Here is a 25,418-nt window from a genome sequence, read left to right as displayed (position 1 = left end):
AGTGTTGCAGTCAGTTACTGTAGAGCGTGAATCAATGCAGGGCAAATTTTTTCGCAAGCCAGAACCAGAAACAAGCGATCGCGTCCCCCCGGGTCAATACCTCGCCAACGGCTTTCCCGTGCTGACCTACGGCGATACACCCTCGGTGAGTATTGAGAGTTGGGAATTTAAAGTCTGGGGATTGGTAAAACCAAAAACCTTCACTTGGTCGGACTTCCAGGCGATGCCCCAAAGTAACTTTACAGCGGATTTTCACTGCGTCACCCGCTGGTCGAAACTAGACGTGCAGTGGACGGGAGTCAAAGTCACAGATTTCATGAACTGCGTAGAACTCGATCGCTCGGCCCTGCACGTCCTCGAACACTGCTACGGTGGGTACACTACCAATATTACGATCGCCGACTTCCTGCGAGAAGAAAACTTTTTCGCCCACACCGTCTTCGGCGAACCCCTCTCCCCCGACCACGGCGGCCCGATGCGGCTGGTAGTTCCTCACTTGTACGCTTGGAAAAGCGCTAAATGGATTAACGGGCTGGAGTTTACACAAAGCGAAGAACTCGGTTTTTGGGAACGCAACGGCTATCACCAGCGGGGCGAACCTTGGGCCGAGGAACGCTACAGCGGTTTGTTTTGATAGGGTCGATCGCGATCGAATACGCGGGCGAGACTTTGTACCTACAGTATTTATTGTGCCCAAGTCCACTGGCGATCGCGTTCCTTAACTCCGATTCCATCACCTACCGAGGATCTTTCGGAGGCGTGGCTTTGCGGAAATTAAAATCAAAAAATGTCAACCCAACGATCGCACTTTTTACGTAATTTTCCCGACATATAAACTCCTTTAACTGCCCCAAGCAAGTCCCAAACAAACAAATATTCCTACTTTGTGGTTGATAATTTTTTTTTTAACTTTGAATAAGCGTCGGTGCAACCGTGTTTATACGTAACTTTTTGTAGTTAATAACTGAGACTGTAAATAAATATAACATTAGGCGAAACCAGACCAAAATCTGTTTGACACTTCCGCGCTAGGCTGCTTGCAACTCAAAGGTTTCAGAGCATAATAGTGATAATTATTGTGTGTGTTTAAAAAGAGCGATCGCCCTAGCAGCAGATTCGAGTCCCAGCATTTATAAAGGATGTGTAAAGCCTAGATAAAGAATCTGTCAAAATTAACTTAAAGTACCACAAACGGCAACAAAATATCAGATAATAAAAGTATTAACATCCTCACACACCAAGAAGCAGTTATGAATACCAAACTCTTATCCGCCCTGACAGCTACCGCAGCCGTTACAGCCGCCATGTTGGGCCCAGCAGCTCCAGCTCATGCCTTCTCTTTCGGTACCAACGGCATCAGCTTCAGAGAAGACACCAGCGTCAACTTCAACTTCAAAGAATCTCACGGTATGTACCAATCCTCTTTAGGGATTTATAACGTGAACGGTTTTACACTCTCCAAAGTTGCCGAATTATTTTCGGAAACTAAATCCTCAGACAACGGCGGCGCCAACGAATGGAAAGGAACTCTGGGCAATACAGTCTTGGGTTCTGGTACCGCAGCATTCACCTTCTTAGCAAATCAAGTTTACAGTTTGGGACTCTCCAGCGGCGCCGCTGGCATGGTCTACTCGACATCCGGACTCAACCTGAACGTCGCTTCTACAGGCAGCCAGCAAGCAGTGTTTGGCGGATCGCCACTGTGGAGCGCACTCGGCAAAGAAACAACTAACAGCTTCCAAGCAGCCGGAAATTTCACAGACGGAATAGGTTCTCTGTTTAACGGAGGCACAACAATCTCCTTCGACGATCGCGGTAACGGTAACGACGCAGACTTCCAAGACTTCACCGTGACTGCTGAAGCAGTTCCCGAGCCGATTACGATGACTGGTATGGCTCTAGGTTTGGGCGGCTTGATTGCAGCCCGCCGCCGCCGCCGCGCTAGCAATACCGCTTCATAATTTTTCACAGCGAACGATCGCCTCAATGACGTTTCGGAAAAAAGCATAGGATAGTACAGGCGCGCCGATACGGAAATCGGCTCGCCTTTTGCTTTGTTTGAGAAGTCAGCAGTCAGTAGTCAGCAGTCAGTAGTCATTAGTCATCAGCAAGAAGTCCGAGGGAAGAAGGAATATTTTTCCGATCTCCCCCTCGTCGGACGCTCGGACGATCGCGCAGCAACTTAATTATGCGTCGCTAGCTGAATTTGAGGCAGGGTGGTTCGAGGAATGGAAGTCATACAAATTCACCGGTATCGGTTGAGGAATTTTAATCTGAGCTCGATCGCACGCTGCTTTAATGGCCACCACAGCCCTAGTTTTTGTCCGTCGCACCTGTGCTTGTTCCGGCAGCGTCCAATAGCGGACAATCAAATGCAAACAACCATCGTTAAGACCTGAAATATCTACTTCTGGGGTTGGTTGCGACAACACGCCTTCGACTTCGGAAATAGCTGTAACTAAGGTTTCAATTGCGAAGGAAGGTTCGGTATCGTAGTTTAAAATTAAAGGCAAGTCAGTTCGCCTGTGTGGCATGGCAGTGAGTACCCGCACTGAATTAGTAAAGACGATCGCATTTGGCACAATAACTCGTTCTCCCTGATAAGTCATAATTTGAGTTGAACGCATCGAAATTTCTTCAACAGTACCTTCAAAGCCTTCTACAACTATCTGGTCGCCTAATTGAAACGGTTCGTGCAGCAGCATCAATATTCCCGCTAAAAAGTTTTTGAAGATGTCTTGAAAAGCGAAACTAATAGCTACTGAACCCAACCCTAACAAGCCGATGATATCTCCCGGACGCAAAGCCGGGAAAGCAATCACAGAGGCGATCGAACTCCCAGCCGCCCAAGTCAGCGCCAAGGCTATCTGCACCAAGAGCGATCGCAACGACAAACTTTTTACAGTTTGTTGAGTAGCTGCCGAGATTGTTCGGCGAACAAACTTCGTTGCGGTGTTCGTCAGCACCAGAACTACCACAGCCGCTGCTATTGAAGGCATTGCCTCAATCGCTTGACCCAGCAGGTTTAACAAGCTGCTTTGGATTTGTTGAATTACTGCACCCATCGTTAAATTTGAACTAAAAAATTTTATACCAATAATCGATCGCTGGCTAATTTCGGATTTTTCCAGATTTTTGTTTATGGTATATTCAAAAGACAATGATATCATAGATATCATTTATCTACTGCTTAGCTCATTCCTCGGAAAAATAGAAAGATGAATTTAGATTTGCAGCAACTGATTAAAACCTTTGGCTATTTGGGGATTTGGGCTATTGTCTTCGCAGAATCCGGATTGCTGTTCGGTTTTTTTCTGCCGGGAGACAGCTTGCTATTTGCTGCGGGAATTGTGGCGTCTGGCCCCAACTCTCTGAATATTTGGACGCTGATTTTTGGGTGTTTTGTCTGCGCTGTGGCTGGCGATAATGTGGGCTATGCCAGCGGACACCGTTGGGGCCGTCGCTTATTTAACAAGGAAGATTCGTGGCTGTTTAAGAAAAAATATTTAGAAAAAACTGAAAACTTCTACGAAAAACACGGCCCAAAAGCAGTTGTAATGGCCAGATTTATGCCAATTGTCCGCACTTTTGCACCGATAGTGGCGGGAGTGGCGGCAATGAAATACAAAACTTTTATGTTTTACAACCTGATCGGCGGGTTTGTGTGGACGGTGGGGCTGACTCTACTCGGTTATTATTTGGGAAAGATGATTCCGCCGGATAAAGTAGATGAATATTTACTGCCGATTGTTGGCGCAATAATTGTACTTTCTTTTGTGCCTTCAGTTATTCATATAATTCAAGAACGCCGCGCTAATAAGTAGAAAGAAGTTCGGCAGCGGATTTTGTAACGGATATAACGGATATAACGGATATAACGGATATAACGGATTGAAGGAAGAAGGAAGAAGGAAGAAGGCATACACAAGCTTTTTCGCGCTCGGTATTTTAGGTTTAGTTAGGGGGATTGAGTTAACAAAAAAGATTGACTCCGCCAAAGAGTAAGGTTTGAAAGCAAAGTTGAAGATTCCCGATCGATGGAGTCAATCTAAAATCTCAAATCTCAAATCGACTGACTCTGGCTGTGTGGGTTACTCCTCGGTGCTGATATCGCAAAGCAAGTCGATCGCTCACAATCAAAATTTAATATCTGCACCGCCTTTGGCGATCGAGTAAAATCACAGCACTTGCCCGCAGATGGGTTTATCTGCTAAAACTAACAAAGTTTGATGATTTCTGGGAAATAACATAAATGGTAGCTACATCCGTCAAAATTAAACACGAAGTCAAAGACTTATCCCTCGCCCCGTTGGGCAAGCAACGTATCGAGTGGGCCGGCCGCGAAATGCCGGTATTGCGTCAAATTCAAGAACGCTTCGCTAAAGAAAAGCCCTTCGCAGGCATCCGTATTTCAGCTTGCTGCCACGTTACAACAGAAACAGCTCATTTGGCGATCGCCCTGAAAATGGGCGGTGCAGACGCTGTACTCATCGCTAGCAACCCCTTGAGCACCCAAGATGACGTAGCAGCTTGCCTAGTTGAAGACTACGGCATTTCCGTCTTCGCCCTCAGAGGAGAAGACGCAGCTACCTACGAACGTCACGTTAACACAGCCCTAGATCACCGTCCCAACATCATCATCGACGACGGCAGCGACGTGGTAGCTGCGCTGATCCAGCACCGCCCCAACCAAATTTCCGACTTGATCGGCACCACCGAAGAAACCACCACCGGCATCGTGCGCCTGCGCGCTATGTTGAAAGATGGCGTGCTGACTTTCCCAGCAATGAACGTTAACGACGCCGACACCAAGCACTTCTTCGACAACCGCTACGGCACCGGTCAATCTACTCTAGACGGGATTATCCGCGCTACCAACATCTTGTTAGCCGGTAAAAATATTGTGGTTGCAGGCTACGGTTGGTGCGGTAAAGGCACGGCACAGCGCGCTCGCGGCATGGGCGCTAACGTAATTGTCACCGAAATCGATCCGATCCGGGCGATCGAAGCAGTGATGGATGGTTTCCGCGTAATGCCAATGGACGAAGCCGCAAAAGTCGGAGATATCTTCATCACCGTTACCGGCAACAAACACGTCATTCGTGCCGAACATTTCGACACCATGAAAGACGGCGCCATGGTTTGCAATTCCGGTCACTTCGACATCGAAATTGACCTCAAATCCCTCGGTGCAAAAAGCACTGGCGTGAAGACAGTACGTTCTTTCACCCAAGAATACCGCCTGAATAATGGCAAGTCGATTATTGTGTTGGGCGAAGGCCGTTTGATCAACTTGGCAGCCGCCGAAGGACACCCCAGCGCCGTGATGGATATGAGCTTTGCTAACCAAGCCTTAGCCGCCGAACATCTGGTCACCAACAAAGGCAAACTAGAGCCGGGTATTCATTCAATCCCAGTCGAAGTTGACAGAGAAATTGCCCGTCTAAAATTGGAAGCAATGGGTATTTTCATTGATACCTTGACTCCCGATCAAATTGAGTACACCAACTCTTGGACTTCGGGAACTTAATCGTAGTTTAGAGTTGTATAGTCGATCCCATTGCTGACAACTTAATCTTAAACCGACAGTCTTTCTTGTTTGTGTCGAAGTCTAGATCCCCCCTAACCCCCCTTAATAAGGGGGGAACCGGAATCTTCTCAAAGTCCCCCTTATTAAGGGGGATGCGAGGGGGATCTAGACTCAGGTAAAAACGAGATTTATCAGGGCTTTCAGTCTTAAGTTGTCACCAATTGGCAGAGCCTAGGAACGAGAAAACTAATGACTACTGACGGCAGGACTACTGACGGCAGGACTACTGACTTCTTCTTACCAAATTATTAAATCAAAATGGTTGAATGGATTACTAACACAATGCAGTCGATGGGCTATCTCGGCATTGCACTGTTGATGTTCTTAGAAAACCTGTTTCCGCCCATCCCCTCAGAATTGATTATGCCGCTGGCAGGATTCACCGCATCCAAGGGCGATATGCAGTTGGCACCCGCGATCGCAGCAGGGGTAATAGGCACTGTTCTAGGGGCGCTTCCCTGGTACTATGCGGGTAAAATATTGAGCGAAGAACGCTTGAGGGATTTAGCCGACAAATACGGCAAATGGATTACAGTATCCGGTGCCGACATTGACAAAGCAAATAGATGGTTTAACAGACACGGCAACAAAGCCGTATTTTTATGTCGCCTCGTACCGGGAGTCCGCACCCTGATTTCCCTGCCCGCTGGCATTAACAATATGGCTTTAATCCCGTTTTTACTCTACTCAACTGGCGGCACAATTTTGTGGGTAAGTTTCCTGACTTTTGCGGGATATAAGTTAGCTGAAAATTATGCGCTTGTAGATGATTACCTAGCTCCTGTTTCCAAAATAGTTGCGGTGACTATTGTCATTGCATTTATTTTGTGGGTTGTGAAAAAGAATATGCAGAAGGAAAAATATCGCAAGTAAAGATATCCTCAAAATTATCTGCGTTTATCTGTGTGCATCTGCTATCATCTGCGGTTAAAAAACAATCATCATTGTGACTCGCTTCCACGATGTCCCAAAAAGTAGGAGCAAAAAATAGATATACATAATGAAAAGAAACTTCTGCTATTTTTACTACTTTTTTGAATTTAGTTTTAAATTGGCGATCGCCAGATTAGCACAGCGACAGGCAGCCGATCGCTTCTGCCTTTTTCCTTCTTCCTTCTTCCTTCTGGTATAATCGTGGCACAATAGGGAACATTGCTATCCGCACTGTTAAGATATGTACGAAAAGATTGTAGCCCCGACAACTGGTTCTAAAATTACTTTCTCTGACGGTTTGCCGATCGTCCCCAACGACCCAATTATCCCCTTCATACGCGGCGACGGTACGGGTGTAGACCTCTGGCCGGCATCCCAGAAAGTCATGGATACTGCCGTAGAAAAGGCTTACGGCGGCCAGCGGAAAATTAACTGGTTCAAAATTTACGTAGGCGACGAAGCCTGCGATGTCTACGGTACTTACCAATATTTGCCCCAAGATTCCCTAGACGCCATCAAAGAGTACGGCGTCGCCATCAAAGGCCCGCTGACAACCCCAATCGGTGGCGGAATTCGATCGCTAAACGTCGCTTTGCGGCAAATCTTTGACCTTTACGCCTGCGTCCGTCCCTGCAAATATTATGATGGAACCCCATCGCTGCACAAAACTCCCGAACTCCTAGACGTAATTATTTACCGGGAAAATACAGAAGATATTTACCTGGGAATTGAATGGAAACAAGGCAGCGAAATCTGTAACAAACTAATTGAATACCTCAACAATGAGTTAATTCCCGCAACGCCAGAACACGGCAAAAAACAAATACGCCTCGATTCTGCGATCGGCATTAAACCAATTAGCAAAAGCGGTTCTCAGCGTTTAGTACGGCGGGCAATTACCCACGCTTTGCGGTTGCCAAAAGACAAGCAGCAAGTAACCTTGGTGCACAAAGGCAACATCATGAAATACACCGAAGGAGGCTTCCGAGATTGGGGTTACGAGTTAGCAACCACCGAATTTCGCGCTGATTGCGTAACAGAAAGAGAGTCCTGGATTCTCGGCAACAAAGAACACAATCCCGAGATTAGCCTAGAAGACAATGCCCGCCAAATAGATCCGGGCTACGACGCTTTGACACCCGAAAAACAAGCCGTAATTTGTAAAGAAGTTGCCGATGTTTTGTCCGCAATTTGGGAAAGTCACGGTAGCGGGAAGTGGAAAGAAAAAATTATGGTCAATGACCGGATTGCTGATAGTATTTTCCAGCAAATTCAAACTCGACCAGCCGAATATTCGATTTTGGCAACGATGAATTTAAACGGCGATTATTTGTCAGATGCAGCCGCAGCAATTGTCGGCGGATTGGGCATGGGCCCCGGTGCGAATATTGGTGATGAATCTGCTGTTTTTGAGGCGACTCACGGCACTGCACCCAAACACGCCGGACTCGATCGAGTTAATCCCGGTTCCCTGATTTTGTCTGGGGTGATGATGTTAGAATATATGGGATGGCAGGAAGCCGCAGATTTGATTAAGAAGGGTTTGGGCGCTGCAATTTCTAATGGTGAAGTTACCTACGATTTGGCAAGGTTGATGGAGCCTCCGGTGCCGGAACTCAAGTGTTCGGAGTTTGCTGAGGCGATTATTAAGCACTTTGCTGATTAAGTTGTAGGGATTTTGTAGAACGGGCTCGCGTGCCCGTTCCACAAAGACTGAATGGGAGCATCTCATTTTCGCAAAAATATTTTTTTTTACAGTGCTGTCCCCGATCGCGTGCTTTGTAAAGCACCCGAGCGAGACAGCACTACTACAAATGTAAAACTGAGATGCACCGAGTAAAGTTGATTTTGGGCTGGCACGCGAGCCAGCCCAAAATCATCAGATTACTGTGGGGTAGGCACGCGAACCCGCCACAAAAAAGTGCTATTTTTCTATAGCTGGAACAGCCATACCGCGCTCAACGGCGGGACGCTTTTTCAAGGTTTCTACCCAACGTTTGAGGTGGGGATGGTTGTCGAGGGTTAATCCTTGAAATTCATAAATAGCCACCCACGGATAAGTCGCGATATCGGCAATTGAATAGTCGCCACATATATATTCGTGTTTTGCTAGTTGAGAATCTAATACTCCGTAGAGTCGCAAAGTTTCTTTTTCGTAGCGTTGAATTGCATAGGGAATTTGTTCCGGTGCAAAGCGCCTGAAGTGGTTGAGCTGACCGAACATTGGCCCGACGCTGCCCATTTGAAACATCAGCCACTCCATCACTTGAAAGTATTCTGCTTTGTCTGTGGGCAGAAATTGACCTGCTTTTTCGGCTAGATAGATCAGGATAGCGCCGGACTCGAAGACGGTGATGCCGTTATCCCGATCGACTATCGCTGGTATTTTGCTGTTGGGGTTGATGGCGATGAATTCTGGGCTAAATTGGTCGTTTTTTGTGATGTCTATGACGTGCACGTTGTAGGGTAAACCTATTTCTTCGAGCATGATAGAGACTTTGCGGCCGTTGGGCGTGGTAAAAGTGTAGAGGTCGATCATACTTGTGATGTTATGTTGAAAGTTGGGAAGGCAGTAAATAAACGCACATTTTATCACAATTTGGCAGAAAATTGCGGATTTTTAATCGCTCGTGTTAAAATTAGGTGATAATAATAGAAGCATGACGATCGCCCGCAATGGACATTATTGAAATTCTCAAAGACGACTATCAAAGATTTCCCGAAAATCAGACTTACAACATTTACGCAAAAGACGTATATTTTGAAGACCCGGTGAATCGATTTACCGGAGTCGATCGCTACCGCCAAATGATCGGGTTTATGGGGACTTTTTTTCAGGATGTAAATCTAGATTTGCACGGGATTTCGCAGTCGGGAGATACGATAGAAACTCGGTGGACGCTGAGTTGGAAAGCACCGTTACCTTGGCGGCCGCAAATGGCGATCGCGGGTAGGAGCGAACTGAAAGTCAACAGCGATAATTTAATCGTTTCCCACATCGATTACTGGAACTGTTCGCGGTTGGATGTGCTCAAACAATTGGTATTTCCAGTCCAGACTAATGTTTGAATTGCCGACACTCCAAACGATTAAATCAAAATCAATTTGTTCGGTAGTGCGATCGGTCATGGATGATGTATAATAGGGAAGTGTGGAGTAGAAAGGAAGTTGAACTATAAATTAAATTATTACCCGAACAAATAGGAGGATAAATATATGGCTATTGTCAAAATCCCCAAAGATGATTTAATGACTAAGGATAAAGATTGAATGACCTTTTGGCAGAATGAATAAAATAACCTTTCAGTGGGATGAGCAAAAAAATAAAATTAATCAACAAAAGCATGGCATTTCTTTTGAAGAAGCTGAATCAGTTTTCTTTGATGATTATGCCCTTCAATTTTGGGACGAAGATCACTCCCAAGAAGAAGAACGTTTTTTACTTCTGGGTATAAGCTCTAAGATGAGAATATTACTTGTAGTTCATTGTTTTCGATAAGAAGATTCTATCATTAGAATTATATCTGCAAGAAAACCTACTAAAAATGAAAGTAAAGAATATAGGAGATAAAACAATGGAACCAGAATACGATCTTTCAAAAATGAAAAAAAGACCTAATCCTTTTGCCAAACAGTTAAAAAAACAGATCACGATTTCTCTAGGAATTGATGTGATTGAATATTTTGAAACGATGGCTGAAGAAAAAGGTATATCTTCTCAGGAACTAATTAATTTTTATTTGCAAGATTGCGTTGTTTCTAAGCGAAAATTATCTCTGAATTAGCCTAGGATAAACCAAAGACAATTGCACTCACTGATTTTTTAACTATAGCTACAATGCGATCGCCCTTTTAACTCAACTCATCTATTGACATCGCACCAATTTAGTGCTTCACAGGAAATCAGCTTTCTACTAGGCGCGATCGCCCAAATTGATTCCCCCACTAAATTAATCTCCGTTACATAACGTTACAATATAGGAGTAAAGAACTTTCAAACGAGCTAAACAATCAATGCGCTTAATATTAATGACCGGAAAAGGCGGGGTGGGTAAAACCTCCGTAGCCGCCGCCACAGGGCTGCGATGCGCCGAATTGGGATACAAAACCCTAGTGCTGAGTACAGATCCCGCCCACTCCTTGGCCGACAGCTTCGACATGGAACTCGGACACGATCCCCGACTCGTAAAACCGAATTTGTGGGGAGCAGAATTAGACGCTCTCAGGGAATTAGAAGGCAACTGGGGAGCTGTCAAACGCTACATTAGTGAGGTTTTGAGAGCGCAGGGACTTGAGGGCGTACAAGCTGAAGAACTAGCCATTTTGCCGGGAATGGACGAAATCTTTGGTTTGGTGCGGATGAAGCGGCATTACGACGAGGGAATCTATGATGTTTTAATTATCGATTCTGCTCCCACCGGCACAGCATTGCGGCTCCTAAGTTTGCCAGAAGTTGGCGGCTGGTACATGAGAAAATTTTACAAGCCATTGCAAGGCATATCAGCCGCCCTCAGACCTTTAGTTGAACCGATTTTTAGACCAATTGCGGGCTTTTCTTTGCCGAACAAAGAGGTGATGGATGCACCTTATGAATTTTACGAACAAATCGAAGCTTTGGAAAAGATTTTAACTGATAATACTGTGACTTCGGTCAGGTTAATTACTAATCCCGAAAAAATGGTAATTAAAGAGTCTTTGCGCGCCCACGCTTATTTGAGTTTGTACAATGTTGCCACAGATTTAATCGTAGCCAATCGGATTATTCCCGAAGAAGTAACCGATCCCTTTTTCAAGCGTTGGAAAGAAAGCCAGGAACAGTATCGTCAGGAAATTCACGAAAATTTCCGGCCGCTACCAGTGAAGGAAGTGCCGCTTTATTCCGAGGAAATGTGTGGTTTACCAGCTTTGGAGCGCTTGAAAGAAACGCTTTATAAAGATGAAGATCCCAGCAAGGTTTATTACACAGAAAATACGATTAGGATTGTTCAGGACAACAATCAATATGTTTTAGAACTGTATTTGCCGGGAATTGCTAAGGATCAGATTCAGTTGACTAAAACTGGAGATGAGTTAAATGTTCGGATTGGGAATCACCGCCGCAATATGGTTTTGCCGCAAGCTTTAGCTGCACTGCAACCTTCGGGGGCGAAGATGGAGGATGATTATTTGAAGATTAAGTTTGCTTAATTACAGCATATTCCATGTATATGTGGTACAGATAATCTGGCGCTACAAGTAAGGTGCGTCGCTTCTTATATCTGGGATAAAAATTGCAGATATAGGAAGCGACGCACCCTACCAAAAACCACACAATTAAGGTTTATACTGTACTTTATGAACCTGGAATATGCTCTAATAATCAGAGTTTTAATTAAAATCTACTACGAACTTAAAATCAGTGGTAATCCCGCTCGCAAATCTATCTCTTTCCCCTGTACTTCTCCATCAAACCCAAGCTGGATGCAATAATCTTCTCCAATACTTAGCTTGATTTGTTTGGTATCAAGTACAGCTTGCAATTCTGGCGATGGAATATTTGCCGCAGGACTAACTAACTCGACACTTCTAAATTAGCCGTTCTCACTGTTTTTGAATCAGGATTACTCCAATCAGCAATAATGCAGTTCCCAAGACACGAGACGCGCTGAGGGAAATTTGAGTAACACCAAATGCGCCAGTAGAATCCAAGACGAGTGCTGCAATCATCTGTCCACAAATCACCAATGAAAAAACGACCGTCACACCTAATTTCGGGATTGCGATCAATGACGCAACAAGATAGTATGCCGCCAAAACCCCACCGAACCAGGCCCATTGTGGAAGAGAATTAAATGCGGGGATGGAGCCGCGATTAGTCGCTCCGCTGGCCCAAACTAGAGCGAGTGAAAGCAGAGTTACGAACACTGAGATCATCGTAGTGAGAACCGGAGAGCCAGTTGACGATCGCAAACGCGCATTCCAAGCCATCTGGATTGTGAGTCCCGCTCCGCCGAGGCCGACCAGAAGAAAAAGGATGATTCGAGTAGCGTATGTGATGTTTATCATAATCGTGTATCACCACAAACCATAACTCTTCATGAACTCGAACGAAATGTCTGGGAGATTGCGAAGCATATCATCCCATGTATTCTGTCCTTGCAATGCTTCTATAACCACTGGAAGCGGCTCTGATAATATGGCTGGAAAATCTGCCTCTTCTGGAAACTGAATCTTAAACGCTAACTGTTCTTGAGGTGGAGTGAATTGAGCGTTGACTGCTTCTTTATTACCTCTGGCATCAACCCGATACCAACCAATTGCAGGCAAATGGATAGCATTCAACCCATGCAAACAGTAGGGCGCACCTTTACCGTCAATACTCAACCGCTGGTAACAAAGACCTGCTGGAATTTCATTTGCTCTTAGTAACGCTGCTAACAAGTGACTTTTCGCATAACAATAACCTGTTTTGTGTTGAAGAACATCGGAAGCTCGACAGGTAACAGGACTCATTTGATAGTCATAACTGTGATGAATTTGATCTCGAACCCACTCAAAACACGCTTGGGCGATCGCACTTGGTGTCTCATGTCTCGATGCGATTTGTTTAGCACATTCCATGATTTCGGGATGTTGCCAATCAATAACTTCACTCACTTTTAAGTATTCTTCCATTTCCATGACTATTCTTGCTCGTACTGCTCTCACTATGCTGGCTTTGGTACGAATGCAGGATAGGTTTTGTGTGCATCTGCATAAATCCTAAGTGCTACAGACATTTGCTGCCCCTGCACTTTCTCCTTGTGCTTGAAACCAAGCAAATGTTTCAGGATCGACTTGAACTGGCATAGTAATAGCCGACTGAGGCATTCGTAATTGCGCTCTAGTAAAGAACTCCTCCGATAGTGGTGGAATATCGGAAGTATCGAGCTCTTCATCGCTGATTGCGTCGATTCTAGCCCAGTCGGTTTTTGAGGTATTGTTCATAGCGTCTGCGTTCATAAGACAGTGACTTTCGCCCTGGAGATACCGTGTCGTGTTAGCCCTCTGCAAGCACTTCACTTTTCAATACGCTGAAGTTCTTCTCGTACAACTCTTCGCAAAGTTTCTTCCAAAGGCTCAGAACTCTGCTGGATATATTGACGCAACGCTTGATTAATCAAGGCTTGGTAATTCCCTCCATCTGCTAAATGAACTTGTTCGCGAAACCACGCTAAAACCTCATCATCTAACCAGATTGCGATCCGAGTTTTCCCAGGTAATGTTGGATCGATCGCCTTTCGCTTACCCTGACTAAAATCATACTCTGTTTCCATGACTATTCCTCCTCGTACTGCTGTCGCTCTTGCCTAGTCGCTTTGCGGGCAGAAATAAGTCGAATTTCATCACCCCGCAATGTGTAAACAACAACCAAAACCCTGGCAAAGCCATCCATGCCAATCGTGACGAATCGTTCTTCATCAAAACGCTCATCTGGAATTGTAATTGCCAGATCATCTGAGAAAACCGATACTGCATCAGCAAAGTCGATACCGTGTTTATGAAGATTGGCTGCTGCTTTCTCTCGATTCCATTGATAAGCCATCTCAATTATAGTATGCACATTTTTATATATTACCAGGACGAAAACACTTGTCACCTGTGGTTGCGCTACCAATGACCACAGAATACCGTCATACAGATATTGTTCATAGTGTCTGCATTCATAAGACAGTGACTTTCGTTATTAGAGCAAATCCCCACGATAGACGACGTGAACCTTGTTGCCGTCAGGATCGCGGAGATATGCGCCGTAGTAGCCAATACCGTAGTGAGATCGTGGGCCGGGGGCTCCTTCATCCGTGCCACCTGCATCAATGCCTGCGGCATAGGCTGCGTCAACCGCTGCAATGGAAGGGGCGGAGAACGCGACCATGCTGCCGTTACCTGCTGTTGCGGGCTTCTGGTTAAACGGCATATAAACGTAGAACCTCGGCAATGTACGATCTGGTTCAACCCAACACGCCACCGGAGGACCACCGTCGGGCGTGACGACACGTCGCTTCAAATCAACTGGACCAAGTATCGCGTCATAGAAGGCCACAGCCTTCTCAATGTCCCGGCATCCTACTGTCACGTGACTAAACATCACCGAAATCCTCTCTTGTTTACCTGAGTCTTAGACCAAGCCTTACTCGATCGCCCCGCTCTAATTAAATGTCTCAATCGTAACAGTACCACTCTCAACTGCTTCAATCTGAACCTTTTTTCCCTCCTCTGTGCTCTCTGCGCCCTCTGCGGTTCCTTCAATCTTTCCTGCATTAACCTCAATCTTTTTGTGGCGACGTTCCGACGCAGCTTTTTGCAGGATTTTCAACTTTTTCGGGTCAGCATTCGATCGCCAAAACAACTTATGACCCTTGATTTTAACGCAATTGTCCTCCAAACACTGCACCCATTCCCGATACTTCCTAACTGCACTATTATCAAGAATCCCTAACTTTTCCTCTTGGCGGGTGAGTTTGGCAAACTTTTCGTAATGAGGATAACTCGGCGTCACAAAAGTTTCTTTTCTCACCAAAAGCGGCGGGTTGTACGAATCGGAATAATCTTGATAGCTGACAGAAAGGTCGCCCAAATGTATGTGCATAGCCTTGTGCAGGGCTGGATGCGGATTAGTGTCAAAATCGGGATAAAATAAATAGGAAATCTGAGGTTTGCGAGCATGAAATTTGATGATTGTCGCGCCGTCTAGCCTGCCTATTGTGCGGTTGGCGCAGCCTTCGTAGAGGCGCAGCAAAGGGTCGAGTTCTTCTAAAAATGAGGCATGAACTGAAAGGGAACCGTGCTGTTTGTAGCCGATCGCACTATCCTCGCAACAGTCCGCCACAATATCCGGTTTGCTCAGGCTGTACAGCATTAAATCTGCCAAAGTGCAAGCCCTGTGATAACTGTCAAACAAACCCTTGATGTCATTGCGGATTTGAGCCGGAAGCCGCCGCATCGAAGGTCGATCGCCCAAACCGTTGAGAGCGAGATATACTAGCAAATCCTGGCGGCGCTTGTCGGCGATTGTCTCCCAATCATCCGCATCCGTTGCTTGCAAAATCACCCTCCAAGCGCGATTGAAACTGTGAAATTCCTCCTTAATTGGCGATTCTTCAGCTAATTCGCCTTTGACAGGAAGGCGGCCGCGATCGCTCACAAAAGCCATCAAAGGTGCTAACATTTCCTGATAATCCTCAAAACGCTTGACTTGCGATCGCACTCTGGGAGTCGCTAAGTGCGATCGAAACCGAGAAGCCCGAAAACTCTCACCGCAGGCCGCATCCCGAAACACAAAATAGATTCCCAAAGCCACAGGAATCGCATCAACATTCAAAACTTGGTCAATATAAACCTTCAACTCTTCCTGTTCGTAATACTTCTGAAAAGTATTCCGAGAAGTAATCACTCCATCCCCATAAGCAATTTGACCTCTATCGCCATCATCAATCAAAACCTGAGCCGCCACCACCAATAAATTCTTAGTTAATTCCCAAGCATTTAGCAAAGCTTCCCGGCGTTCCGCCAAAGATTCAATCACATTAATTACATAACCAATATTCACAATATCCGCACAATTTCTGGGAGTATCCGGCTGATAATACGGGTCCCAACCCGCAGCAACATAACCCTCTTGGGCAATACATTTAACATCCCCACCGTAACCGCAACCGTAATCAAAAAAAGTCATCCCATCAACAAACAAATCCGATTCCCAAACCAGGCGCACAGGTTTAGAAATAGAGTTGCGCACCATCGCAGCTTTGTGCCGCTCAATCTTGGGAATTGATAACTCGCTATTCTCCTGTTTCAAACGCTCGACAACAGCATGATCTTGGATTTCCACACCGCAATATCCCAAATATTTGAGCCAACCGTCACGAGTTCCGATGACGCTAGTATTGTCAAGCAGTCCCCACTTTTCCTCGGAGTGAGTGAGTCGAGCAAACTTTTCGTAATGGGGATAATCCGGTGTCACAAAAGTTTCTTTGCGGTGCAAAACTGGGGGATTTTGGCTGTGGCTGTAATCAAAATATTTAGCTTCCCCCGTTTCCAGATTAATTTGGATGCTAGTTTGCAAAGCAGGGTGAGCGTCTGTGTCGAAATCTGGATAAAAAAGATAAGAGATTTTAGGTTGCTGGAGCGAAAATTTAACTAAAGTTGCTTCCTCAATATTTTCGAGATAGCGTCTCGCACAATTTTCGTAGATTCCCAGGATAGGATTGAGTGTTGGTAAAGCGGAAATGTGAACGTAAAAAGCGATCGGTAATTTTTTTCCCGCTTCGCTTTTTACACAGCATTTAGCTACTTTTTCCACCAGAGTGTCCACAGAAAGATTATTGATTTCATCGGGCGGACACGGCACAGCATTTACAGAAGTTTCCCCAGCCATAGCATTATTTTCATACAGCCAAACTTCCCGACTAAAAGCCATCAAAGGCGTTACAATTTCTCCATTATTTTCTAATGGTTCGCTATGTGAAATAGTTTTTGTATCGGTATCGTCAGTCATGGCTAAACTAATCGACTTTTTAAAGTAACCGCAGATAATACATAGGACACAGAGCCGTAGGGTGCGTCTGGGAGAATATTCTTCGTCTCTTGTCAAAAAAATCCGCCCTGACGCGCCCTACAATAACTACAATAACTAACTTGAGATCGAAGAAGACGCCCGCGGTTTCAACCGCGTCTGTACAGACTTGCACGTGCCTCCGTGGGTTGAAGATAATTAGACGGTGCAGTTAAAATTACCTTATTTTCTTGAGTCCCTCGCTCGCTCGGACATCTTTGGTATAGGGGCGATTTTAATCTGTGACTATAATCGCCGACGCATCTAAAAAATTAAATATTAACCAAACATTCGAGTTTCTACAAATTTTTGAACTCGGGCTAAATGACTGGACAAACTCACTAATATATTCTCTACCCCCTCAATAGTTGACAATCCCGAAGCTGATGTTTTAGATTGAAATCCTCGCGCTTGATGCTCTAATTGTGCCGCTAACTGCGACATCTCAGCAACCCCCACATTTGCCGAGGTTCCCTTGAGACGGTGAGCCTGATATTCGACAGCTTGCCAATCTCGAGCTTCGGCTGCTATTTTAGCGGCATCCACATCAGCTTGCGCGTTTCCTACGAATGCTTGCAAGAGTCGCTCCGGCAATTTAACATTAACTCGTCCGAGTTGCTCCAATCTGTTCTTGTCGAACAGTCCGTCGCAGTCTCCGTGTTCCCAAGTTTTAAGGGCGATCGATCTTGCTGCTGGCTCCGCCACAACAGGGGCTTTTTCCAGAGCTTCTGTATGATTTGTTGCTAACTGAGAATTGCGATCGTTGTTTTCCAAATTAATACTTTTCACTCCGTACTTATTTTTTAAATAAAAAATTTTGGCTTCATACTTTTTCAGCGCCGCCGCCAAAGCATCTAAATCGACAGGTTTGCTGAGATAATCGTCCATTCCTGCCGCCAGACACTTTTCTCGTTCCCCCGGCATAGCGTGAGCTGTTAAAGCAATTACAAAAGTATGCCGATCGCCTGTTTCGATTTTTCTCAACTTTTGCGCCGTTTCGTAACCATCAAGTACGGGCATTTGACAGTCCATCAGCACTAGATCGTAGCTTTTTTGGTCTAGCAAGTCTAGGGCTTCTTGACCGTTGGTGGCGCAGTCAGCATCATACCCTAAAACTGCCAACTGTTCGACAATCACTTGTTGGTTGATCGGGTGATCTTCCGCCAGCAAAATTTTTAACGATGGCGAATGGGAAGTAACATATTGAGAATTAACTGCTGGTAATTTGCCATTATTTGCAGCATCGAAGCTGCCGACATCTCCGGTTCCCTTAACCGCCGCCAGCAAAGCTTCGTGCAGGCGGTGCGGGCGTACAGGCTCGATTAAATAGCTGCTAAAACCTTGAGAACAAAGGGCTTCAGCTTTCGGCTGTTCGCGCAAAGGAGTCATGACGATTAAGGAGCCAACTCTCAAGGTCGATCGCACTTTTCTGGCAAATTCCCCAGCATCCAAATCCGGGATTTGCAAATCTACCAGCACCGCATCGCAGGATTTTTCCTTGTACTCGGAATGGCTCGAAATGCCAATTGCGGCATTTTGCAACCAAGTCAAAGCAGCAGCCACAGTTTCTGCTTCGTAGCAGCGGGCGCCCCAACTTTGAGCGAGCGATCGTACCGCCGCCCTCTTCAAAGCGCTTCCCGACACGACTAATAGCTTCTTTCCCGCTATTTCCGGCGATTTCGGCTCAACTTGCAACTGTTTTTCTAAAGGTACAGCAAACCAAAAAGTCGAACCGCTATCAACAAGACTGCGCACCCCAATCGAACCTCCCATCATCTCAACTAACTGCTTGCAAATAGCCAAACCCAAACCAGTGCCGCCGTAAGCCCTAGTTGGAGAATCGTCTACCTGAGAAAAAGATTGGAACAGTTTTGTCTGCCCTTCCGGTGAAATTCCAATACCTGTATCGCGCACCGAAAATAGCAAACTTTCTCCTTGTCTGCCGTCTGCCAATCGGTTGCCCCGTTTCACGGTCACGTGAACTAAAACTTGACCGCGATCGGTAAATTTGATCGCATTACCAGTCAAATTCAGCAAAATTTGTTTCAACCTGCTAGAGTCGCCCACCAAGTCTTTCGGTACCGAACTGTCAATTAAAAAATCCAATTCTAGATTTTTTTCCTCGGCCAAAGGCGCCACCATTTCTATCACAGATTCTAGGCAAGTATCCAAATCAAAATTTGCCTTTTCCAGCCGCATTTCTCCCGCTTCAATTTTAGAAAAATCGAGAATATCATTAATCACGATTAGCAAATGTTCGGCACTGCGGTAAATAGTCTGAGCGCACTCGCGCTGTTTTGGTTCCAAAGGAGCGCGCAGCAACAATTGAGCCATCCCCAAAACCCCATTCATCGGAGTGCGAATTTCGTGACTCATGTTCGCTAAAAATTGCGACTTAACCTGGCTGGCTTTCAGCGCAGTTTCCCTCGCTTCCACCAACTCATTAATTTTGTCTGCCACCATCACAATTCCCGCCACTTTCCCCTCAGGATTGTACCAAGGGTGAGCTGCCCAGCGCAAAAATAAAACAGAGCCGTCTGCTCGTTGCCAAGCATCTTCGCTCACAGAAATGACTTCACCCTTTAACACCTTTTGATACATCATTTTCCAGCGATTCGGCGTATCTGGAAACAATTCGTAATGACTGAGGTTGGTCAGGGACTGCCACTCCAAATTAAATTGAGTCAGCCATTTGTGGGAGTTGGCTACATATCGCATTTCTGTATCGAACATTGCCATGGCTACGGGCACGCAGGTAACAATTTGTTTCAGTTGCTGCCGTTCTCTTTCTAAGGCATCTTCCGCCTGTTTGCGTTCAGTAATATCGCTAATCATGCCGGCCATCCGCACCGCTTGTCCTTGGGCGTTTCGCTGAGCTTTGCCCTGGGAAGTGCAGTAGCGGTAAGCACCGGATGAGTGCAGCAGGCGGAATTCTACATTGTAGTCGATTTCTCGATCGAGGTGACTGGCGATCGCCCGGATGATACTGTCCTTGTCATCTGGGTGCAAGCGGTTGTACAGAGCATCCATAGTGCTGCCAAATTGCTGTCGCGGCAAACCGATAATTTCCAAAAGGCGATCGTTCCAATAAACCTCATCTTTACTTAAATCCCAATCCCAAATTCCGTCATTAACTCCCTCTAAAACTAACCTGTAGCGTTCCTCGCTTTCCCTAAGTTGTTGGCTGGTCTGAAACGCCTGACTTTCGGCACGGTAAACGCGAAGGGCATTGAACAAACTCCGGGACAAACTCTCCGAGGACAGCTTATTTTTGGCTATATAATCAGAAGCTCCCGCCTTCATTAATTCCACAGCAATTTGTTCGTCACCTTGACCTGTCAGAACAATTAAGGGAACTTTGATCCCGGCTTGCCGCACATTTCGCACCAAAGTCAGTCCGTCTCCGTCCGGCAAGCGGTAGTCTAGAAATACACAGTCAAATTTGCAATCAAATATCTGATTTAATACCAGCGAATTTTCCGGCCCGTCAACCTCGCTCAAATCTTGAGATTTATCTTGTTTTGAGAGTTGTGCTCCCGGGGTAAATTTTTGGGTAACAGATAGTTTTGCCAGGGCATCAGCGCAGTCTTCTGCTTCTATAACTTCTACCGAAACCCCAGCGGATTTTAACGCGCGCTTGACCGCCATCCGATCTACTTCATCGTCATCAACGATCAAAATTTTAGTAAGTTTGTCCATAACAACCGAATTGTTGATTTGTCTGCCAAATTTGGGTCATTCAAAAAGAAATTGCCAGCTATAAACCGCCGATAAATTACAACAGTAACCTTAAAATTTTTTTGGTTATATCTTCCCTCATTTAGGGAATTTCGCTCAGCATCCAGTATCTGTTGAGAGTAGCCATAACTTCTACAAAATTAGAAAAAGTAACTGGCTTGAGAATATAACCGGCTACATTTAAATTATAAGCTTCTACCTTATCTCTGTCTTCATTAGAAGTTGTAAGTACGATCACCGGAATAGACCTCAAACTTTCATCTAGCCGCAATTCTCGCAGAAACTCGATCCCATTCATTCTGGGCATATTCAAGTCTAGCAAAATCAACCGGCGCGCTTGAGGCATTTCAGGCTCTATTTTACTTTTTCCACGCAATATAGCCAGAGCTTCTAATCCGTTTGCAGCCATGTAGAGGGGATTAACGATGTTATTTTTTTTGAACGCTCGCTGGACGTTCATCACATCCACCTCATCATCTTCTACCAAGAGGATATGAATTTTTTTGTCTTCCATAAATCAGCCATTTTATAGATGTTTTTTAACCGCCAGTCTGTGTGGTGAGCTTGATTGAACACCGATCGCGAACCCAGCAGGTCTAACTCTATTGTGCTGTGTCAAGAATCATTTATGCCTCAGCCGATCGCAGTATATATCTAGGGGCATACTCGAAAGGGGGGGTATGAGCGGCCGATAACTCGTCAATAACTGGGAAATAACACCTGTTCAAAAAAATAATCCAAGTTTGCTAGGATAGCTCGAAACCCATACAGAATCCGCGATTGCAGATTATTTTTTTAGAGATTAAAAAGCTTGAATGGTATAATGTCCGATCGAGCTACAGTAAAATCTCAAACTGATCTAAATTATTAATTGCCATGTCAGCCGATCGCAAACTCTACGAAGGCAAAGCCAAAATCCTCTACTCCACCGAAGAGGGCGAAATTTTGCTGACCCACTTCAAGGACGACGCCACCGCCTTTAACGCCCAGAAACGCGGCAGCATCGCCGGCAAAGGCGAAATCAACAATGCCATATCAGCCCACCTGTTTCGGATGCTAGAAGCCAAAGGGATTCCCACCCACTTCATCGACACGCCCGCCCCCAATCAAATGCGAGTCTGCCGCGTCCGGATATTGCCCTTAGAAGTCGTCGTCAGAAACATTGCCGCCGGCAGTCTTTGCAAGCAAACCGGACTCGCCCTCGGTACAATTATCAATCCGCCGCTGGTGGAGTTTTATTACAAAAACGACGATTTGGGAGACCCACTGCTGACAAAAGGCAGGCTGATGTTAATGCAGCTAGCCACCGCAGAACAAGTAGACCAACTAGAAATCGCCGCCCGCGAAATCAACGAAATACTCAAAGAATTTTTCACCCAGTGCGGCATCACCCTGGTAGACTTCAAACTAGAATTCGGCATCGACCAACATCAAAATCTGATTCTGGCAGACGAAATCAGTCCCGACACTTGTCGCCTCTGGGACAACGCCGAAACCGACCCCGACGCCCGCGTGATGGACAAAGACCGATTCCGCCGCGACTTGGGATCGGTAGAAACCGCTTACCAACAAGTTCTGCAACGGGTTCTAGCTCAGAAAGTATAGAGGCTTGAAATGCGCTACCAAAAATTTGGGGTAAAGTGATAACGCTCCCTGTGATGAAAGAATCCTCATGCCTTTAGGCCTGAGGTATGTCAAACTTCGATGTCAGCAATCAGCGGTCAACAGTCATCAATTAGCGGTCAGCGCGAAATTCAACGGACTTAATGACTAATGACGGCAGGACTAATGACGAATAATGTGGTGTGTGTCGATTGCCCAAAAGAGTGAACAAAAATGCGCTTATCTGCTGTATTGGTGGCAGTTTTTACTGTCTCAGCAACCTTCGGACTATCAAATTCGGCCAGTGGTCAAACATCCTACTCTGAATCAACAGAGGGGACTGCGGCCGCCGTTCCCCCCGCCCCGTCGATCGAATTACCCGATCGTCCCATTCTAGAATTAACCCCAAATTCTCCTCAAAATCGCAAAGCAGCTAAAAACAGCAAAGCCGAAGCTCTAACAATCGCGGTCGCCCCCGGTAGAGGAGAAGACGACCGCGAACCCCCAAACCGAGTCACAGACCCGCCATCCCCGGTTGTGCCAGCCTCCGTTCAACTCGAATCTCAGCTAGCCTCCAACCCAGCCCCCGCCTCTAGCATCCAAAACGTGCTGCCAGACGCGCAACTCGCCAGCCCCCTCCCCCCCAGGCGGGCCGCTGCAACGCCCGCCTGGGTTGCAATAGAGCCTCGCAAACAGCAGGAATTAGGGCCCAGGGCGCAAAACCTCCAAGTTTCTCCCAGACCGGCCCCGGACGCCTCCGGAGAACTCACGCAAAACGCCCAAGTTACCCCCAGACCGGCTCCCACCAGACCGGCTCCCACCAGACCGGCTCCCACCAGACCGGCTCCCACCAGACCGCCAGCTAACAGCGTTCCCCCATTGCCCTCGGGCCCAGCAGCACCGCAGCCGAGACCAACCCCGGCACCAGCAGGGGCGGCAGAACCGCAGGTGTTAGTTGCCGAAGTCACTATTACGGGTGCGACGGGAGACCTGCAAAACGAGATTTACCGAGTCATCAGCACCCAACCGGGACGCACGACCAACCGCAGCCAACTGCAACAAGATATCAATGCTATTTTTGCCACGGGCTTTTTCAGAAACGTGCGCGCAGTACCGGAAGACACCCCCTTAGGCGTGCGGGTGACTTTTATCGTGCAGGCAAATCCGGTGCTCCAGGGAGTGAAAATCACCGGTCAGCAAGTGCTGCCCCAAAGCGTAATTGACGACAGCTTCCGCGATCAGTACGGCAAAATTCTCAACCTCCGCCGCTTTGAGGAGGGAGTGAAAAAAATTAATGCCTGGTATCAAGACAACGGCTATGTTTTGGGTCAAATCACTGATGCGCCCCAAGTAGCAGATGACGGCACAGTCACCCTGGTAGTGGCAGAAGGCCAAATCGAATCGGTTGATGTCCGTTTCCTGAACAAGGAAGGAGAAGCCACGGATGCGACGGGTCAGACGATCGGAGGCAATACCAGACGCTATGTCATCACCCGCGAAGTACAACTCAAGCCCGGAGACATCTTTAACCGCACCAAGGCGGAAAGGGATTTGAGACGGGTATTTGGTTTGGGGATTTTTGAAGACGTGCGCCTGGGCTTGGAACCGGGAGCGACTGACCCCCGCAAGGCCAGGGTAATTGTCAACGTCATCGAAAAAAATACTGGTTCTCTGGCCGCAGGTGCGGGTTTGAGTTCGGCAACGGGTTTGTTCGGTACGCTGAGTTACCAGCAGCAAAACTTGTTCGGTAGAAACCAAAAATTGGGGGCTGAAGTACAAATCGGGGAACGCCAAACGCTGTTTGACCTGAGTTTTACTGACCCTTGGATTGCGGGCGATCCTTACCGCACTTCTTATACGGTGAACGCTTTTAGCAGGCGATCGATCAGCGTGATTTTTGACGGCGGCGAACGGGAAGTTTTTTTGCCAAATGGCGATCGACCTCGCATCGTCCGCACCGGCGCCGGCATCAATTTTACCCGTCCCCTGTCGCGCAATCCTTTTGCCGATTCTGAATGGACAGCTTCAGTCGGCTTGCAGTACCAACGAGTCTCAACTACCGATCGCAAAGGCAGGCGCGAAGCCGAGGACGAACTCGGCAACCAGTTAACTTTTAGCAATTCTGGCACCGACGACTTGACAGCGCTGCAAGCAGGTGCTGTGCGCGATCGGCGCAACGACCCCGTCCGCCCCACTAGCGGTTCCCTGCTCAGATTTGGCATGGAACAATCAATTCCTGTCGGTTCCGGCAACATCCTGTTCAACCGCCTGCGGGCCAGTTACAACTTTTACCTACCAGTCAAGTACACCAACTTTACCCCCGGCCCCCAAACCTTGGCCTTTAGTTTTAAAGCCGGCACCGTATTCGGTGATTTGCCTCCCTACGAAGCTTTTGCCTTGGGTGGCGCCAACTCAGTGCGGGGATACAACGAAGGTGATGTCGGAGCAGGCCGCAGCTTCCTAGAAGGCAGCGTTGAGTACCGTTTCCCGATTATTTCGTTTATCGGCGGAGCCCTGTTTTTGGATGCGGGCACCGACTTGGGCACCGGCAAGGATGTCCCGGGCGACCCGGCAGGCATCCGGAAAAAGCCGGGTAGCGGTTACGGTTACGGCCTCGGCGTGCGGATTCAATCTCCCTTGGGCCCGATCCGCATCGATTACGGTATCAACGACAGCGGCAACAATCAAATTCACTTTGGGATTGGTGAGCGATTCTAATTACAGTTGACAGTTGTCAGTTGACCGTTGACAGTTGTCATCAGTCATTTAGTTAGGGTAATTGGGAATCGGGAATCGGGAATTGCGCACCTTAGGCTTAACTGATGACCAATCACCACCTTCGGCTCTCCTCGACGAGAGCTACTTCTACTTGCTTCGGCTCTCCTCGACTCGGCTGGCACACAATCCGCGATCGGTGCAAGATGACTAATGACCAATGACCAATGACCAATGACCAATGACCAATGACCAATGACCAATGAC

The 25,418-nt window shown here is 46.7% G+C and carries 25 protein-coding genes; 14 read left to right on the top strand and 11 right to left on the bottom strand.

Translation table 11 applies throughout. From position 1 onward, the window contains the following. The first annotated feature begins 34 nt into the window (after positions 1–34). Positions 35–634 (top strand): sulfite oxidase-like oxidoreductase, encoded by a 600-nt coding sequence (locus QT974_RS00780; protein WP_333466642.1) that lies wholly within the window; start codon positions 35–37, stop codon positions 632–634. Positions 635–1,250: 616 nt separating this feature from the next. Continuing rightward, positions 1,251–1,961, top strand: a complete 711-nt coding sequence (locus QT974_RS00775; RefSeq protein WP_333466641.1) for a PEP-CTERM sorting domain-containing protein — start codon at positions 1,251–1,253, stop codon at positions 1,959–1,961. Positions 1,962–2,186: 225 nt separating this feature from the next. Here the strand turns inward: QT974_RS00775 and QT974_RS00770 are convergent, their stop codons facing one another. After that, on the bottom strand, positions 2,187–3,170 hold the full coding sequence (locus QT974_RS00770) for a mechanosensitive ion channel family protein (RefSeq protein ID WP_333466640.1): 984 nt from the start codon (positions 3,168–3,170) through the stop codon (positions 2,187–2,189). Positions 3,171–3,218: 48 nt separating this feature from the next. Here QT974_RS00770 and QT974_RS00765 point away from each other — a divergent pair, with 48 nt between their 5' ends. The 6 genes from QT974_RS00765 (at position 3,219) to QT974_RS00740 (ending at position 8,189) form a co-directional block, all read left to right on the top strand. Beyond that, complete coding sequence (locus QT974_RS00765) at positions 3,219–3,824, top strand: DedA family protein (RefSeq protein ID WP_333466639.1); 606 nt, start codon at positions 3,219–3,221, stop codon at positions 3,822–3,824. A gap of 184 nt (positions 3,825–4,008) precedes the next feature. Then, positions 4,009–4,176, top strand: a complete 168-nt coding sequence (locus QT974_RS00760; protein ID WP_333466638.1) for a hypothetical protein — start codon at positions 4,009–4,011, stop codon at positions 4,174–4,176. A 76-nt stretch (positions 4,177–4,252) separates the two neighbouring features. Then, complete coding sequence (gene ahcY / locus QT974_RS00755; protein ID WP_333466637.1) at positions 4,253–5,530, top strand: adenosylhomocysteinase; 1,278 nt, start codon at positions 4,253–4,255, stop codon at positions 5,528–5,530. Between the two features lie 318 nt (positions 5,531–5,848). Further along, positions 5,849–6,463 carry a DedA family protein gene (locus tag QT974_RS00750; RefSeq protein WP_333466636.1) on the top strand — a complete coding sequence of 205 codons (615 nt, stop codon included), beginning with the start codon at positions 5,849–5,851 and terminating at the stop codon, positions 6,461–6,463. 127 nt (positions 6,464–6,590) lie between these two features. Further along, a complete protein-coding gene (locus QT974_RS00745; protein WP_333466635.1) occupies positions 6,591–6,722 on the top strand; it encodes a hypothetical protein in 132 nt (43 codons plus the stop codon). Positions 6,723–6,764: 42 nt separating this feature from the next. Beyond that, the gene (locus QT974_RS00740; protein WP_333466634.1) at positions 6,765–8,189 is read left to right on the top strand and encodes an NADP-dependent isocitrate dehydrogenase; all 1,425 of its coding nucleotides are present in this window, start codon (positions 6,765–6,767) and stop codon (positions 8,187–8,189) included. Between the two features lie 258 nt (positions 8,190–8,447). Here the strand turns inward: QT974_RS00740 and QT974_RS00735 are convergent, their stop codons facing one another. Next, positions 8,448–9,062 carry a glutathione S-transferase N-terminal domain-containing protein gene (locus tag QT974_RS00735; protein WP_333466633.1) on the bottom strand — a complete coding sequence of 205 codons (615 nt, stop codon included), beginning with the start codon at positions 9,060–9,062 and terminating at the stop codon, positions 8,448–8,450. Positions 9,063–9,199: 137 nt separating this feature from the next. Between QT974_RS00735 and QT974_RS00730 the strand changes: the two genes are divergently transcribed. The 4 genes from QT974_RS00730 to QT974_RS00715 all read left to right on the top strand — a co-directional run bounded on the left by QT974_RS00730 (position 9,200) and on the right by QT974_RS00715 (position 11,710). After that, positions 9,200–9,592, top strand: coding sequence for a DUF2358 domain-containing protein (locus QT974_RS00730; protein WP_333466632.1), 393 nt, complete (start codon positions 9,200–9,202; stop codon positions 9,590–9,592). Positions 9,593–9,809: 217 nt separating this feature from the next. Then, complete coding sequence (locus tag QT974_RS00725; protein WP_333466631.1) at positions 9,810–10,022, top strand: BrnT family toxin; 213 nt, start codon at positions 9,810–9,812, stop codon at positions 10,020–10,022. A gap of 76 nt (positions 10,023–10,098) precedes the next feature. After that, positions 10,099–10,308 carry an antitoxin gene (locus tag QT974_RS00720; RefSeq protein ID WP_333466630.1) on the top strand — a complete coding sequence of 70 codons (210 nt, stop codon included), beginning with the start codon at positions 10,099–10,101 and terminating at the stop codon, positions 10,306–10,308. 229 nt (positions 10,309–10,537) lie between these two features. Next, the gene (locus QT974_RS00715; protein WP_333466629.1) at positions 10,538–11,710 is read left to right on the top strand and encodes a TRC40/GET3/ArsA family transport-energizing ATPase; all 1,173 of its coding nucleotides are present in this window, start codon (positions 10,538–10,540) and stop codon (positions 11,708–11,710) included. A 393-nt stretch (positions 11,711–12,103) separates the two neighbouring features. Here QT974_RS00715 and QT974_RS00710 read toward each other — a convergent pair whose 3' ends face one another. From QT974_RS00710 to QT974_RS00670, 9 genes are all read right to left on the bottom strand, one after another. Beyond that, positions 12,104–12,568: a DMT family transporter gene (locus QT974_RS00710; protein WP_333466628.1), complete on the bottom strand. Its 465-nt coding sequence runs from the start codon at positions 12,566–12,568 to the stop codon at positions 12,104–12,106. Positions 12,569–12,577: 9 nt separating this feature from the next. Next, complete coding sequence (locus QT974_RS00705) at positions 12,578–13,183, bottom strand: transglutaminase-like domain-containing protein (RefSeq protein ID WP_333466627.1); 606 nt, start codon at positions 13,181–13,183, stop codon at positions 12,578–12,580. 81 nt (positions 13,184–13,264) lie between these two features. Then, a complete protein-coding gene (locus tag QT974_RS00700; RefSeq protein ID WP_333466626.1) occupies positions 13,265–13,504 on the bottom strand; it encodes a hypothetical protein in 240 nt (79 codons plus the stop codon). A gap of 56 nt (positions 13,505–13,560) precedes the next feature. Then, positions 13,561–13,818, bottom strand: coding sequence for a BrnA antitoxin family protein (locus QT974_RS00695; RefSeq protein WP_333466625.1), 258 nt, complete (start codon positions 13,816–13,818; stop codon positions 13,561–13,563). A 2-nt stretch (positions 13,819–13,820) separates the two neighbouring features. Continuing rightward, entirely contained in the window at positions 13,821–14,087 is a 267-nt protein-coding gene (locus tag QT974_RS00690) for a BrnT family toxin (RefSeq protein ID WP_333466624.1), read from the bottom strand. Positions 14,088–14,228: 141 nt separating this feature from the next. Continuing rightward, positions 14,229–14,630: a VOC family protein gene (locus tag QT974_RS00685; protein WP_333466623.1), complete on the bottom strand. Its 402-nt coding sequence runs from the start codon at positions 14,628–14,630 to the stop codon at positions 14,229–14,231. A gap of 60 nt (positions 14,631–14,690) precedes the next feature. Beyond that, complete coding sequence (locus QT974_RS00680) at positions 14,691–17,039, bottom strand: DNA phosphorothioation-associated putative methyltransferase (RefSeq protein WP_333466622.1); 2,349 nt, start codon at positions 17,037–17,039, stop codon at positions 14,691–14,693. A gap of 336 nt (positions 17,040–17,375) precedes the next feature. Beyond that, the gene (locus QT974_RS00675; RefSeq protein WP_333466621.1) at positions 17,376–20,795 is read right to left on the bottom strand and encodes a response regulator; all 3,420 of its coding nucleotides are present in this window, start codon (positions 20,793–20,795) and stop codon (positions 17,376–17,378) included. Positions 20,796–20,916: 121 nt separating this feature from the next. After that, on the bottom strand, positions 20,917–21,348 hold the full coding sequence (locus QT974_RS00670; protein ID WP_333466620.1) for a response regulator: 432 nt from the start codon (positions 21,346–21,348) through the stop codon (positions 20,917–20,919). A gap of 362 nt (positions 21,349–21,710) precedes the next feature. Here QT974_RS00670 and purC point away from each other — a divergent pair, with 362 nt between their 5' ends. Continuing rightward, positions 21,711–22,439, top strand: coding sequence for a phosphoribosylaminoimidazolesuccinocarboxamide synthase (purC, locus tag QT974_RS00665; protein WP_333466619.1), 729 nt, complete (start codon positions 21,711–21,713; stop codon positions 22,437–22,439). A gap of 231 nt (positions 22,440–22,670) precedes the next feature. Next, positions 22,671–25,154: a BamA/TamA family outer membrane protein gene (locus tag QT974_RS00660; protein ID WP_333466618.1), complete on the top strand. Its 2,484-nt coding sequence runs from the start codon at positions 22,671–22,673 to the stop codon at positions 25,152–25,154. The last annotated feature ends 264 nt before the right edge of the window (positions 25,155–25,418 follow it).

It is taken from the genome of Microcoleus sp. BM001215392 (assembly GCF_036700185.1).
Taxonomy (GTDB): domain Bacteria; phylum Cyanobacteriota; class Cyanobacteriia; order Cyanobacteriales; family Microcoleaceae; genus Microcoleus.
This window is presented reverse-complemented; position numbering and strand designations above follow the sequence as displayed.

Coding starts and splice junctions, on each gene's coding strand:
- QT974_RS00765 (WP_333466639.1), top strand. CDS start 3,219: ATGAATTTAGATTTGCAGCAACTGATTAAAACCTTTGGCTATTTGGGG.
- QT974_RS00780 (WP_333466642.1), top strand. CDS start 35: ATGCAGGGCAAATTTTTTCGCAAGCCAGAACCAGAAACAAGCGATCGC.
- QT974_RS00680 (WP_333466622.1), bottom strand. CDS start 17,039: ATGACTGACGATACCGATACAAAAACTATTTCACATAGCGAACCATTA.
- QT974_RS00660 (WP_333466618.1), top strand. CDS start 22,671: ATGCGCTTATCTGCTGTATTGGTGGCAGTTTTTACTGTCTCAGCAACC.
- QT974_RS00710 (WP_333466628.1), bottom strand. CDS start 12,568: ATGATAAACATCACATACGCTACTCGAATCATCCTTTTTCTTCTGGTC.
- QT974_RS00685 (WP_333466623.1), bottom strand. CDS start 14,630: ATGTTTAGTCACGTGACAGTAGGATGCCGGGACATTGAGAAGGCTGTG.
- QT974_RS00750 (WP_333466636.1), top strand. CDS start 5,849: ATGGTTGAATGGATTACTAACACAATGCAGTCGATGGGCTATCTCGGC.
- QT974_RS00720 (WP_333466630.1), top strand. CDS start 10,099: ATGGAACCAGAATACGATCTTTCAAAAATGAAAAAAAGACCTAATCCT.
- QT974_RS00740 (WP_333466634.1), top strand. CDS start 6,765: ATGTACGAAAAGATTGTAGCCCCGACAACTGGTTCTAAAATTACTTTC.
- QT974_RS00715 (WP_333466629.1), top strand. CDS start 10,538: ATGCGCTTAATATTAATGACCGGAAAAGGCGGGGTGGGTAAAACCTCC.
- QT974_RS00670 (WP_333466620.1), bottom strand. CDS start 21,348: ATGGAAGACAAAAAAATTCATATCCTCTTGGTAGAAGATGATGAGGTG.
- QT974_RS00700 (WP_333466626.1), bottom strand. CDS start 13,504: ATGAACGCAGACGCTATGAACAATACCTCAAAAACCGACTGGGCTAGA.
- QT974_RS00675 (WP_333466621.1), bottom strand. CDS start 20,795: ATGGACAAACTTACTAAAATTTTGATCGTTGATGACGATGAAGTAGAT.
- QT974_RS00745 (WP_333466635.1), top strand. CDS start 6,591: ATGAAAAGAAACTTCTGCTATTTTTACTACTTTTTTGAATTTAGTTTT.
- QT974_RS00730 (WP_333466632.1), top strand. CDS start 9,200: ATGGACATTATTGAAATTCTCAAAGACGACTATCAAAGATTTCCCGAA.
- ahcY (WP_333466637.1), top strand. CDS start 4,253: ATGGTAGCTACATCCGTCAAAATTAAACACGAAGTCAAAGACTTATCC.
- QT974_RS00695 (WP_333466625.1), bottom strand. CDS start 13,818: ATGGAAACAGAGTATGATTTTAGTCAGGGTAAGCGAAAGGCGATCGAT.
- QT974_RS00770 (WP_333466640.1), bottom strand. CDS start 3,170: ATGATATCATTGTCTTTTGAATATACCATAAACAAAAATCTGGAAAAA.
- QT974_RS00705 (WP_333466627.1), bottom strand. CDS start 13,183: ATGGAAATGGAAGAATACTTAAAAGTGAGTGAAGTTATTGATTGGCAA.
- QT974_RS00735 (WP_333466633.1), bottom strand. CDS start 9,062: ATGATCGACCTCTACACTTTTACCACGCCCAACGGCCGCAAAGTCTCT.
- QT974_RS00775 (WP_333466641.1), top strand. CDS start 1,251: ATGAATACCAAACTCTTATCCGCCCTGACAGCTACCGCAGCCGTTACA.
- QT974_RS00725 (WP_333466631.1), top strand. CDS start 9,810: ATGAATAAAATAACCTTTCAGTGGGATGAGCAAAAAAATAAAATTAAT.
- QT974_RS00690 (WP_333466624.1), bottom strand. CDS start 14,087: ATGGCTTATCAATGGAATCGAGAGAAAGCAGCAGCCAATCTTCATAAA.
- purC (WP_333466619.1), top strand. CDS start 21,711: ATGTCAGCCGATCGCAAACTCTACGAAGGCAAAGCCAAAATCCTCTAC.